Consider the following 15,932-nt stretch of genomic DNA (forward strand, 5'->3'; position numbering starts at 1 on the left):
AACTCCAAACATTTTTCTTTTGAAAGTAAATTACATATTCTAACTGGCCAACGTCCTCATCTATCATCCGCCTCGCACAGGAACCAATTAGCCGTAGTTAGGTAAGAAACCCTACGTTTTATCCAAAGTAAGTTTTAAGAATCAAGCAAGACAGCTTGAGCAGAGGCAAGTCGTGCCAGGGGCACACGATAAGGTGAACAACTAACATAATCTAAGCCGCTTTGATGGCAAAATTGGATGGAGTGTTTTTCGCCACCATGTTCTCCGCAGATGCCTGTCTTTAAAGTTGCTTTACTTTTTCTACCTTCTTCGACACCAAAGCGAATTAAACGACCGACTCCTTGCGGATCAAGGGTAACAAACGGATTGTTTGGTAAAATTTTATTTTCCACATAAAGATGCAAAAACTTTCCTTCAGCATCGTCACGACTAAAACCAAACGTTGTCTGTGTTAAATCATTTGTACCAAAAGAGAAGAAATCGGCTTCCTCTGCAATTTCACTCGCTGTTAATGCAGCACGTGGTACTTCGATCATCGTACCAATGGTAAAGGGTATTTCAAGACCTGTTTGAGCCTCAGTCTCCTTCGCCACTTCTTCGACCAGGCGGCGCATCTCTTTCAATTCATTGACATGCCCAACTAATGGGATCATAATTTCAGGTTTCACATCTGCGCCACCACGAATCGCTTCTGCTGCTGCTAATAAGATTGCTTCAGTCTGCATAGCATAGATTTCTGGACTTACTAAGCCTAATCGACAGCCTCGATGACCTAACATCGGATTGCTTTCGGACAGGGCTCTAACTTTGCGGAGCAAAGCTTCTTTCCCAATTAACTGACGAGGATCAGCATCAGCCGAAGCGCGAAGCTGAGTCACTTCCACAAGCAAATCTTCTAGGTTTGGTAAAAACTCATGCAAAGGAGGATCAAGTAGACGGATCGTGACAGGCAAACCTGTCATTGCATGAAAAATTCCCACAAAGTCTTCTACCTGCATGGGTAACAATTGTTGTAATGCTTGGTTTCGCTCTTCTTGTGTTTCGGATAAAATCATTTTTTGTACAATGGGAACGCGTTCCGTCGACATAAACATATGTTCTGTCCGACACAAGCCGATTCCACCTGCACCATATTCACGAGCTTTGGCGGCATCTTCTGGATTATCTGCATTGGCACGCACTTCTAATCGTCGAACTTGATCCGCCCACTTTAATAGTGTTTGAAATTCGTTTGTTAATTCAGGATCGATTAATGGAACATCACCTGCGATAACCCGTCCCGAACCACCGTCGATTGAAATAGTATCTCCCTCTTTTAAGACGCGTTGACCAAATTCCACTTCTTTCCGACGTAAATCGATTTTTGCTTGTTCACACCCACAGATACACGCTTTGCCCATCCCTCGCGCTACCACAGCAGCATGACTTGTCATGCCGCCACGGCTGGTAATGATTCCTTCAGCAGCGAGCATACCATGGATATCCTCTGGTGTTGTCTCTGGTCGAACCAAGATGACACGTTCCCCACGATTCGCCCATTCTTCCGCTTGATCCGCATCAAAGACAATTCGCCCTGAAGCAGCACCTGGTGAAGCAGGTAGACCCTTCCCAATCACATCTAGTTCACCATTTGGATCAAGACGGCGATGCAATATTTGCTGCAATTGATCAGGATCAACACGTAGTAAAGCTTCCTCTTGGCTTATCAGCCCTTCTAGTACAAGATCGACTGCAACTTTGACAGCAGCTTGCGCAGTTCTTTTTCCTGCACGTGTCTGAAGGAGATATAGCTTTCCACGCTCAACAGTAAATTCAATATCTTGCATTTCGCGATAATGTGCTTCTAATTGTTGGCTTAACCGTACAAATTGTTGATAAATCTCAGGCATCTTAAGTTGCAGTTGGTCGATTGGCTGTGGAGTACGAACACCAGCTACCACATCTTCACCCTGTGCATTTAGAAGAAACTCACCATATAATCTATTTTCACCTGTTGAAGGATTACGAGTAAAAGCAACCCCTGTACCAGAATCATTACCTCGATTGCCGAACACCATCGATTGAACATTTACTGCTGTTCCGAGATGATCTGGAATTTGATGTATTTTTCGATAGATTTTTGCTCGATCATTATTCCATGAGCCAAAAACCGCAATGATCGCTAAACGAAGCTGTTCCTTTGGTTCTTGGGGAAATGGTTTTCTAGTATGTTTCTGGACCAAAGCGAGAAACTGCTCACATAATTGTTGCCAATCATTTGCTGTTAATTCTGTATCCTGACTCACCTTTTGCGCCTGTTTGCGTTCAGTAATCAGTCGCTCAAAATAGAAATGATCAACGCCTAGTACGACATCACTAAACATTTGGATAAATCGACGATACGAATCATATGCAAACCGAGGGTCAGATAGTGTAGCGAGTCCCTTTACGGTCTCATCATTTAACCCGAGATTTAGAATAGTATCCATCATTCCAGGCATAGAGAAAACAGATCCTGAACGCACCGAAACGAGTAGAGGATCAGTAGGATCAGCAAAGCGTTTTCCTATTTTCTGCTCCAACTTTTCTAGTGCTTGTTCAATTTGTGTTTCCATTTCTTTACTCAGTTGCTCGCCTTGGGCAAAAAACTGCATACATGCTTCTGTTGTAATAGTAAAACCGGGTGGCACAGGAAGATCAATCGAAGTCATTTCTGCCAAATTAGCGCCTTTTCCACCTAAAATATCCTTCATATCTGCTTGACCCTCTTCAAACAAATAGACCCACTGTTTCATGTTGTAGCACCTCCACCTTTTAAAATATCCATAATCAAATTTGCTGTCTCTTCAACTGCCTTATTGGAAACATCAATTCGAGGACATCCGACGCGTCGAATTACTTTTTCTGCATAATCGATCTCTTCAAGGATGCGCTCTACATTGGCATAACTTGCACCAGATGCCAAGCCTAACGAACGTAACCGTTCTCGCCGGATATTGGTTAATTGCTCAGGATGAATAATAAGTCCAATACATTTCTCTTGTGGGATCAAAAATAATTCATCAGGTGGATCCACTTCAGGAACCAATGGAACATTGGCCACTTTTAGGCTTTTATGTGCTAAATACATGGATAGTGGTGTTTTGGAAGTACGTGAGACACCAATTAAAACAACATCTGCATGCATAATCCCTCTAGGGTCTCGTCCATCATCATATTTGACAGCAAACTCAATGGCCTCTACTTTTCGAAAATATTCTGCATCCAGTTTATGAATCAAACCAGGCTCTTTCTTTGGAGATCGTTGAAGAAGAGAAGCTAATCCATTTATCATCGGACCCATTAGATCAATATATGGTACTTCTGCCTTCTTCGCCTCCTCGATCAACAGGCATTGTAATTCTGGAACAACTAATGTAAATACGATCAGTGCCTCTTCTTCTCTAGCAGCTTGAATTGTTTCATGAATGGTCTGCTCATCCATTACATATGGAATTCGTCGAATCTCTAAATCACTGTCATGGAATTGGCTTTTTGCAGCCTGTACTACAAACTCGGCTGTTTCCCCCAATGAGTCAGAAATGACATATATAACCGGTCGACTCATTTCAGACCTCCTCTAGATCGATATGTTTTCTCCCAATTCAACAAAAGCACGAGCAATTGTCGTTTTTGTAATCCGACCGATAATTTCCCACTCTTCATCTCCTGCTATTCGAACTACAGGAACCGAATCTACTTGATGACGCATCATTTGCCCTGCCGCGTGAACAAGTGTATCATCAAGTTTACATGTAACAATATTTGGCATACGCGTCATCACAACGCTGACAGGCACCGCTGTAAGCTCATGATTTCCCATCGCCGCCTTCAATAAATCTTTGCGAGAGAGTACGCCACTTAAACGATTCTGTCCCTTAACAACATAAAGTGTACCTACATCTTCCAGAAACATCGTACAAATTGCATCATATACGGATGTTTTTTCTTGGACAACAACAGGACGAGATTTGTAATCTTTTACCATCAGACTTTGTATATGTTCGATTAATAGCTGATTGGCTGATTTACCAGAATAAAAATAGCCAACTCTAGGTCGAGCCTCTAAAAAGCCAGCCATTGTTAAGATTGCTAGATCAGGGCGCAGTGTAGCGCGGGTCAAATGCAATTGTTCTGCAATCTGCTCACTTGTTATCGGTCCCTCCGTTTTTACAATCTCGATAATCTTATGCTGACGTTTTGATAATTCGATGGTTTCCTACCTCACTTTCCTTCCCCCACTAGACTGCCAATGTCGCTCTATTTATGTATTATGCCATACTTTTATTAAAAAAGACACTATATATTATATACTAATCACATCCGATCACTTCCTATACAATAAAATGCAGCCAAGTTCTCCTTTTTAAAAAGAAGTTCCTAGCTGCAAATATAACAATCATTCTATTAAGATAGAACACTCTCTTCTTGTGGAAATACTATTTCTTGGAAATTGGCAAAGCTTATCGTACAGTCCATTACACTTTTTAACAGTGCGAGTCGATTTGTACGAATCGCTTCATCTTCAACCATAACGAGAATTTGATCAAAAAATCGATGAATAACTGGTGCCATTTTCTGGATTGCTTGATAGGCTGCTTCAGGATTTTGTGCTTGATCAGCTGCTCGTTGTGACACTTCTGCTTGTAACAATGCCTCATATAACTCTTTTTCCGCTGGTTCTGTTAATTGCTCAGGAAGGAGCTGAGCTACCTGCGCTTTTTGAGATTGAACAATGTTCGCTGTCCGGGTAAATGCCTCTACCTCCCATTTAAATTGCTCTTGCCCTAATTTTTGCTCTAAAAATGCTGCTTTTTGAAAACGATAAGATAGGGGTTCCTGGTCATTTTTCAACAAGGCATCTACCACATCATATCGAATCTGTTGTTCAAGTTGGATCGAGCGAACGCGCATCCGGAAAAATTCGAGTAGACTTAATTCTACTTTTGAACGATCTTCTTTTAATAGTTCTTCCTGTTCTAAGATTCTTAGCGAAATCTGGATCAAATCATGATAAGTAAGCTCAATTTCTGATTGGTCGAGTAAGATCTGAACAACGCCTAATGCTCTTCTCCTTAGACCATATGGGTCTTGTGAACCGCTAGGATGAACTCCGATCCCAAAGCTGGCAGCAATAGTATCCATTTTATCAGCGAGTGATAGAAGGGCACCAAGTATATCTGTTGGAAGCTGATCATTTGCTGTACGCGGTGCATGGTGTTCATCAATTGCACGTGCTACACGTTCGTCTTCTCCAGCTTCTTTCGCATAAATATAGCCCATATACCCTTCTAATTTCGAAAATTCATCTACCATTTGAGTAGCTAAATCAAACTTACATATATGCGCTGCGCGTTGAAGTTGTTTCTGTGATGTCTGATCCAAATGAAATCGTTCGCCAAGCTCAGTCACAATGGCATAAATTCTGCGAACACGATCTCCCATTGAACCCAGTTTTTCACGAAAAATAATCCGATCTAGTTGCTTAACAGCCGCATCAATTGATAATTTTCTATCCTCCAAATAGAAAAATTGAGCATCGGCTAAGCGAGCTTGTAATACTTTTTCATTGCCACGTTTTACAAGCTCTAGACTTCGTTTATCACCATTTCGAACCGTAACAAATAAGGGGAGTAGCTCTCCTTTCGTATTCTCCACCGGAAAATATCGTTGATGTTCACGCATTGTAGTGGTTAGCACTTTTTTAGGTAAAACCAAAAATTTCTGATCAAAGCTCCCCACTAGTGCAGTTGGATATTCGACTAAATGAGTTACTTCTTGTAATAAACCAGGATCGATCGGGATATTACAATCATATTGCCTTGCTAATTCTTCGATCTGTGCTACAATCTTTTCTTTTCTTTCCTTCACATCTACGATAACCGATTCTGCTGCTAAAGCCTCAACATAACAAGATGCAGATGAAAGTGAGATCTCCTTTCCTAGAAAGCGGTGTCCTACTGTTTGTCGTCCAGCCTCGAGCCCTGCCCATTTTAACGGAATCATTTCTTCACCATATAGAGCGACTAACCAGCGAATGGGACGAACAAAACGATGCCGATCTCCCCAGCGCATGGTTGATGGAAATTGAATCGCTTGCAAAACCTGAACAAACTTTGATTGCACAAGTGATGAGGTGGAGATGCCTACTTCATGACGTATCGCAAAGATATATTTTTCGCCTTTGTGTTCTCGTATTTCCAATTCATCAACAGTAACCCCTTGCTTTCTAGCAAAACCCTGTGCAGCAGGGCTCCATGATCCGTCTTGTGCCTGCGCAATACGCAATGCGGGACCACGCACTTCCTCTGTTTGATCAGCCTGGGTCTGTGCCACTTCTTTTACTAAAACAGCGAGTCTTCGCGGAGTTGCATAAGTCTTTAGCATACGAAATTGAATTCGCTCTTGATCTAACCATTTTTCTGTCAGATTTCCTAGCTGAGTAACAGCTTGATCAATAAAGCGCGCAGGAATCTCTTCACAACCAATCTCAATTAAAAGATCTTGACTCATATTTGCTCCTCCTCTTCTGTTTTTAATAATGGATAGCCTAATTTCTCTCTAGCTTGAACAAAAGCTTTGGCACACATTTTTGCTAACCGTCTCACTCGTTGAATATATCCCGTTCTTTCAGTGACACTAATGGCACCTTTTGCATCGAGTAAGTTAAAGGTATGAGAACATTTCAAGATGTAATCATAAGCGGGGAATACAATTCCTTCTGCCAATATTCGCTCAGCTTCCCGCTCGTACTCATTAAATAACTGAAACAAGAGTTCCGTTCTTGAAAGTTCGAACGTATATTTTGAGTGTTCATATTCAGCTTGTTGAAAAACCTCACCATACTTTACATTCTCCACCCACTCTAAAGAGTAAACATCATCAGTGTCTTGGATATATGTAGCTAACCGCTCCAAGCCAAAAGTAATCTCTACAGATACAGGCTGTGTCTCAATTCCACCTACTTGTTGGAAATACGTAAATTGTGTAATCTCCATACCATCCATCCATACTTCCCAACCGAGACCAGCAGCACCAAAAGTCGGATTTTCCCAGTTGTCTTCTACAAAACGAATATCGTGATCAAGTGGTTCAATCCCGATCTGACGTAGACTTTCTAAATAAATCTCTTGAATATTATCTGGTGCAGGTTTCATAATGATTTGATATTGATGATGTTGAAAAAGTCGATTTGGATTTTCTCCATAGCGACCATCTGCTGGTCGACGTGAAGGCTCCACATATGCTACGTTCCATGGCTCGGGGCCAAGAGCCCGTAAAAATGTCATGGGATTTAATGTTCCGGCTCCTTTTTCAACATCATAAGGCTGAACAAGGATACAGCCTTGTTTTGACCAATACTGATGCAAGGTCATAATCATCTGTTGTAAATTCATTTGATCTACCTCCAAAATAAAAACCCTCATTCCTATGCATTTGCATAGGGACGAGAGTTGACTCGCGGTACCACCCTATTTGATCTAGACTTGTATGCCCAGACCCACCTCATTCAATAAGCACTCCAAAGCGCCCTTCACTGGGTAGGTTGACCAGGCTTACACCCTCCCTGGATCGCTTCACAACCTAATTCCAGCTACTCCTCTTTTTCGTCGTGCTAGATTCACTTCTCCTCGTTATAGCAAAGCTTTGCTAAGAAGTCAAATGTCAACTTGTAAAAGATATGCTATGATTGTTTAATCATAGCATATTGTTCCCCATTACCATGGGAACTCCATGAGGGAGCCGCCTATCGAAGAAAGATACAGCGATAGAAGTGAACGAAAAGCACTCAACAAGAAGGTATTAGATGCAGCAACAGCAACCTCCTCTCACTGTTCTCTACTTGACTTCGTGGCTGATTTGCAGCCCACCGGTGACACGCTGCAAGCTCATTGTCCGGCGAGTCTCTGAACGCTCTCCATTCCAGAGCTATATCCAGGAGAAAATGGCAGAGACAAAGCCTGACTTGGTGATCATCGGGGGATCAACCGGAAGCCAGCATGTAGAAGTGGTTCAACACTACTACATGCCATATCGATTCGAGTGGGGGCAGATCTGCAACGTACCCCACTACAACTCCAATGTGCCGGCAGATGTGATCGAGCGGCTTCAGAGGGAGGGGATGAGCCTGAACGAGGTAACCAAGTCCTCTTCTTCCAGCAGCAACCACCTCGCCTACTATGTTGCGAGCTATGCTCGTGAGCTTTTCGAATCCGAAGGCAAGGTCGTACACCATACTTTGGTGCAGCTCCCGGAACGGTTCGCAGGAGGAAAACAAGCGCCGATCATCGCCCAGCTTGCTCGAAGCTGGACTGAAACCCGGCGCAAGATGAGCAACTAAGCTACCAGCTCTGCACACGGCTAAAATCCCGAACCCAAAGCCCTCCACAATGATAAAGTGGAGGGCTTTGGGTTTAATATACAATCGTTGAACATTTTTGTCTGCTTTTAGTATACTCTCAATTAAGAATAAGGAGGGATTGATGTGAAGTATTTATTGATCAATGGGGCATATTTTCAAGGGGAGGACGTATCAGCTGCCCTATAAACTACGTGGTTCCCCTTTAAGTTGAAAAGGGGTTTAATTACGTGATCAAATCGAAAATATCATCAAATCAAGCAAAAATGGTAATCTGGTTAAGTTTTTTGGCTTTTTTCAGCGTCATGAATGAAACTGTCTTTAATGTAGTCTTGCCTGATATCGCAAAGCAATTTCATATATCACCTGCAATCGCTAATTGGGTCAATACTGGTTTTATTCTTCCATTTGCAATTGGATCTGTTATCTACAGCAACCTTTCTAACCGCTTTGGTGTAAAAAAACTATTTCTTTTTGGTTTATCAGTATATAATTTTGGTTCCTTTTTGGGATTTCTCAGTTCTGTATATCTGCCCTTCATCATCATAGCTCGAATTCTTCAAGGAGTTGGTGCATCAGCTATACCTGCCTTAATGATGGTGATCATTACCCGTTATGTAAAAAAAGAGACTCAGGGGAAAGCCTTTGGGTTAATTGGCTCATTTGTAGCACTAGGAGAAGGAATTGGACCAGCGATTGGGGGACTGATGGCAAACCATATCCATTGGGCATTTTTATTCCTCGTTCCTACCCTGACACTATGTGCACTTCCCTTTCTAAGCCAGCTGCTGCCTGAAGAACCAAGTCTTGATCAGCAGTTTGATGTCTTCGGAGCTGTTCTTCTATCTTTAGCGATCACGATGTTTACACTATTTCTTTCTTTTCATCAGCTCAGCTATATGTTGTTCAGTTTGTGCTGCTATATTGGCTTTATGTTACGTATCCTACACACAAAACATCCATTTATTGATCCCAAGTTACTTTTGAAAAAAAGGTTTATATTAAGTGTACTTGCAGGTTGTATCTTATTAGGTACAGTTGCGGGTTTCATCTCAATGATCCCCTATATGGTACGGGAAATCTTTCAAAAGTCTACTGATGTGATTGGAGTAGGTGTACTACTGCCAGGAACAATCAGCGTTGTTTTATTTGGTATGATAGGTGGTCTTCTCGTTGACAAATTTGGGAAGCGCTCTACTTTATATCTCGGTTTAGCTGTGATGGTGACCTCATTACTGCTGCTATCAGTCTTTGTCGACTTCTCAGTTTGGTTTGTAACCGTGATGACAATTTTTACATTTGGCAGTCTCTCTTTTATAAAAACTGCAATCTCTGCTACCGTTTCAGCTCAGCTAGCTGATCATGAAGCAGGAGAAGGCATGGGAATTCTTAACTTTGCTTGTTTCTTAGCCGAAGGCATAGGGATCGCAATGGTGGGTAGCTTCTTAACAAAGCCGCTACACAAAGTTACTCTTCCACTTACCCATGCTCTACCAACTGCAAACCTATACAGTAATCTATTACTCCTGCTTGCACTTAGTCTAATACTGGGTGGCATCCTTTACGGAATCGCAAATCGCGAAAAGTTGTCATAAAGCTCTTAACTACAAGATAAATTGGCAAACCGAACAGTGATCATAAAAGATCACTGTTCGGTTTGAAGACAAAAGATTATGGTTCCATCAATATTTCACGTTTTGCCTCCAGTTCGGGCTGTTACAGATGAATGCAACTTACTCAGGGTAGTATCAACTTGGCTAGCTCCCTCAACCTATCCTTCGCTACACCTGCCTATTAAAATGCGTTGTAAGGAGCATTTTTCCGCCCACTGTGAAATATTGACTCTCCATGTTTCATACTACTTCTTATGATTCTGAATCCGTTTTAAAATCTAATTTCCGAATCTGCTGTAAAAATTCCCATGACTTTCTAGGTGTGACTTGATTTTGATCAAGCAAATGATGGAGTGCGATTTCAAGGCCTTTATTCGTTTCTGATTTTACACTCACTTTTCCGATTCTCGTAATATCAATCTGTTGTAGCATGGGCAGTAACTTACCTACTGGCTCTGCAAGAGAGATCGAAAAATGATCACTACTTCGACACTGTTGGCAAAGGAACCCACCTTGGTTCACACTAAGAAAGAATTGCTCAGGAGATCGATGACAACGTACACATCGATCAAAAATAGGCTTATATCCAGCGATTTCAAGAATCGTTAATTCCCAAATCCGAGTTAACACCTCGGCATCAACCTCATGTTCTAAAGAATGGAGCAATTTTACCAAACGTCTATAAAGAGCAGGATGGGGCTCCTGCTCTTCTATATTGTGTTCGATTAAACTTAACCAATAAGCAGCATATGCCATCTGAAGCAAATCGTCACGAATCTGACGATGAGAGTTTATCACATCGGCTTGAGACAGCGAAGAAATACCACTTCCTTGGAAAAACAAGAATTCAGCTTCTATTAAAGGCTCTGTTGCAGCACTCAAGCGACTTCTGGTCTTTTTTGCTCCGCGAGCCATCAAAGAAATTCGTCCTAACTGTTCAGAAAAGAGACGTACAATTTGATCACTTTCACCATAATCCTGCACCTTTAAAACGATTCCCTTTGTTCTCTGTAACATACCTCGCTCCTCAGCTCTCCCTCATCAGACTTATATTTCTCCTTCTCGGTATTCAGCTCTTCTCTCAGATTCATCTTGATCAAAGCATTGAAAGAGTTCTTCTAAGTCCTTATATAACAGATACGCGTCTATACTGCCAGTTACTTGAAAACACTCCCAAGAGAAATTACGCAACTAGCATCATCCTTCCTTCTCCACAAGTCTCTACTATTTCATAATCTATGCTTAGAATGACCTACTTAGAAAGAGATTATGAGTTCGCTTTAGCGAAGGAAGTCCACGATTGATAGGCGATTTAGCGACACTACATAATTTTCCAGTTTTCTTTATTCCCGCTCATCATATCCGAATTGCCGTAATAGTTGAACTTGGTTACGCCAATCTTTTTTTACTTTTACCCACAAATCTAGATAAACACGGTAGCCTAATAACCGCTCACACTCTCTACGCGCCCGTGTACCGATTTGCTTTAATAATTGTCCTTGTTTCCCAATCAGTACGCCCTTCTGAGAAGCTCTTTCGGTAAAAATCGTTGCCCGAATATCAATCAATTCTTTATCAGGACGCAACTTCATCTCATCGATGACGACCGCTACTGAATGAGGAATCTCTTCCCGTGTCAGTTGTAATACTTTTTCACGAATCATCTCAGCAACTATAAATTGTTCAGGATGATCTGTTACTTGTTCGGGCGGGTAATATTTTGGACCCTCTGGTAATTGTTTAAAAATAAGATTTAACAACGTCACAGCATTATTTCCTTTTAATGCTGAGATCGGGACAATTTCCTGAAAGGAGATCAATTGACGATATTGATCAATGAGCGGCAATAATTGATCTGGATGTACTAAATCGATCTTATTCACTACCAGAAACACAGGAGTTTTCACCTGCTTAAGGTGATGAATAATATATCGATCACCAGGTCCAATCCCTTCTGCTGCATCAACTAAAAATAAAATTAAATCAACTTCGCTCAACGTATTTTGTGCTGTTTTGACCAAAAAATCGCCCAGTTTTGAGTGTGGTTTATGAATGCCAGGTGTGTCAAGGAAAATCACTTGACCTTCATCCTGGGTTAATACTCCATGAATCCGATTGCGTGTTGTTTGTGGTTTATCAGACATAATCGCAATCTTCTGACCGATTAGATGATTCATTAATGTTGACTTTCCCACATTCGGTCGTCCGATTAATGCGACAAATCCTGAGCGAAAAGGCGTACTCATGGTAAGTCCTCCTCAGAAAATGCATAAGGTAATAATTCTTCTACTGTTGTCTTCATTTGTTCTCCAGAAGCATTGATCAAGATGACCTCCATCTGTGGATGACATAGTTCACTCATCACTTGACGGCAAGCACCACATGGAGAAATCATCCGCTTTGTATTTGCTACTACAGTAAGAGAACGGAATTGCCGATATCCTTCAGAGTATGCCTTAAATAAGGCAACTCTTTCTGCACACATTGTCAACCCATAAGATGCATTTTCAATATTTGCCCCCGATATCAAAAGACCCTCTGCTGTCTCAACTACTGCACCCACTGGAAAATGAGAATATGGTACATAAGCCCGTTGTTGTGCCTCGCGAACTTTCATCACACGTTGATCCATTCGTTAACCTCCGATCAATAGTACTCCAATGATCGCTATCGCAGTGCCGATCAATGCTCCCATCCCCAGAGGAACCCAGTCTGGTTTCATTCGATAGCGAGATGCTACCAGCATAGTGACTAATAAATAGGACAAGATGGCGATGGCTAAGTTTCCAATTACAAAAGTGATCAAAGCAGCAATACAGCTTGCGATTGAAACAGCTATACTTGGTTCAAATGATTGCCGATTATAACGAGATAGCCATCCTTTGAGCATCAATGTAAAAAGGAAGGTAAAAGCTATCATTCCAGCAAGCTGCACACTGGGCAGTCGCAAAGGCTCACTGATCACGCCTACAAATAATAAGTTTAGATAAGGGTAAAAAATGCTGATGCCCACGATTACTGCTAAACCAACTGTAAGCAGAACAGCACCAGCCGCTACATCCTTGGCGATTTTCGCCAATGGGTGAAACTCCTGAGTCACCATATCAACAATTGTTTCCAAGACTGTATTTAAAAGTTCAGCAAACAGCACCATCGCTATAGATAAAAAGAGAATGAGCACTTCTAGACGATTAAGTGGTAAGTAGAAACTAATTATGAGTACAACTAACGCAATCACAAAATGTATCCGCATATTGCGTTGAGTGGTCAGAGTATATTTTAACCCTTCCAATGCATATCCAATACTTTTTAGAAATTTATGGACCCACATGTCTACTCATCCCGATCCGTTCCAAAATCTGTTCTTGCTTCTGGAACATTGCGCGCTCCTCTGCTTCTGTCTGATGATCATAACCTAATAGATGTAAAAAACCATGTACAGCGAGGAAACTAAGTTCTCGTTCAATTGAATGACCATATTCATCCGCTTGTTCCATAGCCCTTGGAACTGAAACGATTATATCACCTAACGAAACAGCATCCTCATCCTCATCGAGAATCCAATCTTCATCATCTTCCCATAATGGAAAAGAGAGTACATCCGTTACCTGGTCACGATCACGAAACTGGTGATTAAGCTGGCGGATTCGTTCATTTCCAACCAATGTTAAGGAAACTTCAACCAGAGGTAAGTCTTCAACTTCTGCCGCCATCTGTAGTGCTTCTTTGATGCGTGATATGGCTGAGGCAATTTCTCCATTAACCAGAACCTCTTGATTTAATTCTAAACGTAGTCTATCCATGTTTCACCCCTTTTCCATGCGGTAACTCTGGATATTCAATTCGTGAATGAAACAATCCCTGTAATGTTTCACAGATCGACTTACGGATCAATTCTAGCTCCTTCAGTGTTAAATCACACTCATTAAACTGTCCATCCTCTAGGCGATCTTGAATAATCTTACGAACCATATTTTCGATCCGCGCTGGTGTTGGTCTTGCAATCGAGCGCACAGCAGCCTCTACACAATCACAGATTCCCACAATTGCTGCTTCTTTAAACTGTGCCTTCGGACCAGGATAACGATAATCCTCTTCAATCATTTGTGTACCTGCTGATTGCTTAACTGCTTTAAAATAAAAATATTTTAAGAGCGTTGTCCCATGATGTTGAGCGGCGATATCTTGTAATGGTTTGGGTATATGATATTTCCGCAATAACTCAACCCCATCTTTAGGGTGATTGAGAATAATTGTCTTACTCAAATTTGGTGCTATTTTATCATGGGGATTTTCTTGATAAAACTGATTCTCAATAAAAAACTGAGGTCGTTTTGTTTTCCCTACATCATGATAGTAAGCTCCCACACGAGCAAGTAATCCATCCGCTCCAATCGCTTCCGCAGCAGCTTCGGATAAATTGCCCACGATAATGGAATGATGATAGGTGCCAGGTGCATCAACAAGCAATTTACGTAATAGTGGATGGTTCGGGTTCGATAATTCAATTAAACGCATTGGCGAAAGAATACTAAACACGGTTTCAAAGTAGGGTAAGAAGCCGATTGTAAGTACAGCAGAAAAAATCCCACTCGCCAATCCAAAAGAAAGGGAGATCAACATGGTCTTCCAGTCGCCAATATCGGTTGGGACTAATAACAACATTGCTAAAATCAAAGGGATGCTTGTCCCCGAAGCAATTAAACCCGCTACTAAAATTTTGCTTCGCTGGCGCACTTTTGAAATATAGAAAGCACTTGCCACACTGCTGACTAATGAAACAAGACCATAACGAAAATCGAATAAGAAATAATTTTCATTCTGATAGATCACACTCGCAATAATGCTTAATAAAACAGCCGAACCAAATGCGAGATGAGTATCGAGTAATAGGGCGATTAGCATAACACCAAAAGCAGTAGGAGCTAGGTAACCAATAGTGTTCCACTCTAGATTTTGACCAATTGATACAACCTTCATGCCTATCACAGTTAAAAATAAGACAGAAGCTAGAATGATTAATTTTGAAAGATCTTGATGTAAGTGATGATGAAATCGATCCAAATAGACATATGACATCACGATCATAAAGATAATAATCAGCGCCAATCCTGCTCTTACAGACCATATGGTTTGGTCATGTATATAGCCTAAATCTTTTAACTTACGGTATTGGTCACTTGTGATGATATCGCCTTTTGCAACGATGACTTGCCCTTTTCGGATCGGAATGGGATTCATACTATCTGCTGTAGCCTTTTGCAGCGCCGCAGTCGCCTTTGGATCATAAAATTCATTAGGTATAATACTTTGCTTTGTTAACTCTCGTACAACAGCTTGAGATTCACTTGAAAGGGATGGCATTTCAAATGAGATATCTACTAGTTTCTTTTTTTGCGATACTTCATCACGGCGTACGCCTTCATTTAGTATTTTAAAAACGATTTCCCGTGTACTCAGACGAATTTCTTGTAGTTGGTCTAGCGGAATCACTAATACATTTTTATAAAATTCATCCGATAAAACGACTGGAAACAATTTTTGCAACTTGGCAGTCTTTGCTTTTTCATCCAAGTTTTTATCAACAATCACTTTTTGAGCTTCCGTAAAAAAGCGATCAACTCGCTCAATCTGTGTATTGATGACTTCCTCATCTTTACTATACTGAGGTTCCACTTTTTCTATCGCTTCATTACGTGCTTTTTGTGTCGCAAATTTATCAATAGTCGTGATTGGAGAGAAAATCGTTTCTTTACTGATCGACCCCTCTCGCAGATCATACTGTACAGGTAAAACGTCCTTCATCAACAACAAATAGAACGCGATCCCCAAGATCGCGTAAATACCTATACGTATTCTTTTACTCCGTCTCCAGTCAAAGGGTTTACCCTTTTGTTTGAAAGTTTTTTTGGGAGGTTCTGCTATCTCTTTCATCATGTAAT

At 41.3% G+C, this 15,932-nt stretch carries 14 protein-coding genes; 2 read left to right on the top strand and 12 right to left on the bottom strand.

Features of this window, described 5'->3' with window-relative positions; all coding sequences use genetic code 11:
- Window positions 1–134: 134 nt before the first annotated feature.
- The 5 genes from ppdK to glyQ all read right to left on the bottom strand — a co-directional run bounded on the left by ppdK (window position 135) and on the right by glyQ (window position 7,415).
- A complete protein-coding gene (gene ppdK, locus BUB71_RS05370) occupies window positions 135–2,774 on the bottom strand; it encodes a pyruvate, phosphate dikinase (protein ID WP_073153459.1) in 2,640 nt (879 codons plus the stop codon).
- Window positions 2,771–3,586, bottom strand: a complete 816-nt coding sequence (locus BUB71_RS05375) for a pyruvate, water dikinase regulatory protein (protein ID WP_073153462.1) — start codon at window positions 3,584–3,586, stop codon at window positions 2,771–2,773. The genes ppdK and BUB71_RS05375 overlap by 4 nt, the downstream gene beginning before the upstream one ends.
- 12 nt (window positions 3,587–3,598) lie before the next feature.
- Window positions 3,599–4,231, bottom strand: a complete 633-nt coding sequence (gene ccpN / locus BUB71_RS05380; RefSeq protein ID WP_073153465.1) for a transcriptional regulator CcpN — start codon at window positions 4,229–4,231, stop codon at window positions 3,599–3,601.
- A 194-nt stretch (window positions 4,232–4,425) separates the two neighbouring features.
- Complete coding sequence (gene glyS, locus BUB71_RS05385) at window positions 4,426–6,531, bottom strand: glycine--tRNA ligase subunit beta (RefSeq protein WP_073153468.1); 2,106 nt, start codon at window positions 6,529–6,531, stop codon at window positions 4,426–4,428.
- Complete coding sequence (glyQ, locus tag BUB71_RS05390; protein ID WP_073153471.1) at window positions 6,528–7,415, bottom strand: glycine--tRNA ligase subunit alpha; 888 nt, start codon at window positions 7,413–7,415, stop codon at window positions 6,528–6,530. Before glyQ ends, glyS begins: the two co-directional genes overlap by 4 nt.
- 410 nt (window positions 7,416–7,825) lie before the next feature.
- Here glyQ and BUB71_RS05395 point away from each other — a divergent pair, with 410 nt between their 5' ends.
- Both BUB71_RS05395 and BUB71_RS05400 read left to right on the top strand, forming a co-directional pair.
- Complete coding sequence (locus tag BUB71_RS05395; RefSeq protein WP_139278989.1) at window positions 7,826–8,359, top strand: hypothetical protein; 534 nt, start codon at window positions 7,826–7,828, stop codon at window positions 8,357–8,359.
- Between the two features lie 248 nt (window positions 8,360–8,607).
- Complete coding sequence (locus BUB71_RS05400) at window positions 8,608–9,972, top strand: MFS transporter (protein WP_245815530.1); 1,365 nt, start codon at window positions 8,608–8,610, stop codon at window positions 9,970–9,972.
- Window positions 9,973–10,242: 270 nt separating this feature from the next.
- Here the strand turns inward: BUB71_RS05400 and recO are convergent, their stop codons facing one another.
- The 7 genes from recO to BUB71_RS05435 form a co-directional block, all read right to left on the bottom strand.
- Window positions 10,243–11,007, bottom strand: coding sequence for a DNA repair protein RecO (gene recO, locus BUB71_RS05405; RefSeq protein WP_073153476.1), 765 nt, complete (start codon window positions 11,005–11,007; stop codon window positions 10,243–10,245).
- 30 nt (window positions 11,008–11,037) lie between these two features.
- Window positions 11,038–11,181, bottom strand: coding sequence for a YqzL family protein (locus BUB71_RS05410; RefSeq protein ID WP_073153479.1), 144 nt, complete (start codon window positions 11,179–11,181; stop codon window positions 11,038–11,040).
- A 152-nt stretch (window positions 11,182–11,333) separates the two neighbouring features.
- Window positions 11,334–12,236 (bottom strand): GTPase Era, encoded by a 903-nt coding sequence (gene era, locus BUB71_RS05415; RefSeq protein ID WP_073153482.1) that lies wholly within the window; start codon window positions 12,234–12,236, stop codon window positions 11,334–11,336.
- A complete protein-coding gene (cdd, locus tag BUB71_RS05420; protein WP_073153485.1) occupies window positions 12,233–12,622 on the bottom strand; it encodes a cytidine deaminase in 390 nt (129 codons plus the stop codon). The genes era and cdd overlap by 4 nt, the downstream gene beginning before the upstream one ends.
- Before the next feature lie 3 nt (window positions 12,623–12,625).
- On the bottom strand, window positions 12,626–13,321 hold the full coding sequence (locus BUB71_RS05425; RefSeq protein WP_073153488.1) for a diacylglycerol kinase family protein: 696 nt from the start codon (window positions 13,319–13,321) through the stop codon (window positions 12,626–12,628).
- Window positions 13,308–13,793 carry an rRNA maturation RNase YbeY gene (ybeY, locus tag BUB71_RS05430; RefSeq protein WP_073153491.1) on the bottom strand — a complete coding sequence of 162 codons (486 nt, stop codon included), beginning with the start codon at window positions 13,791–13,793 and terminating at the stop codon, window positions 13,308–13,310. Before ybeY ends, BUB71_RS05425 begins: the two co-directional genes overlap by 14 nt.
- Window positions 13,786–15,927, bottom strand: a complete 2,142-nt coding sequence (locus BUB71_RS05435) for an HD family phosphohydrolase (protein WP_073153494.1) — start codon at window positions 15,925–15,927, stop codon at window positions 13,786–13,788. The genes ybeY and BUB71_RS05435 overlap by 8 nt, the downstream gene beginning before the upstream one ends.
- Window positions 15,928–15,932: the final 5 nt, after the last annotated feature.

Origin of the sequence: Seinonella peptonophila, from assembly GCF_900129355.1 — a bacterium.
Lineage (GTDB): Bacteria > Bacillota > Bacilli > Thermoactinomycetales > Thermoactinomycetaceae > Seinonella > Seinonella peptonophila.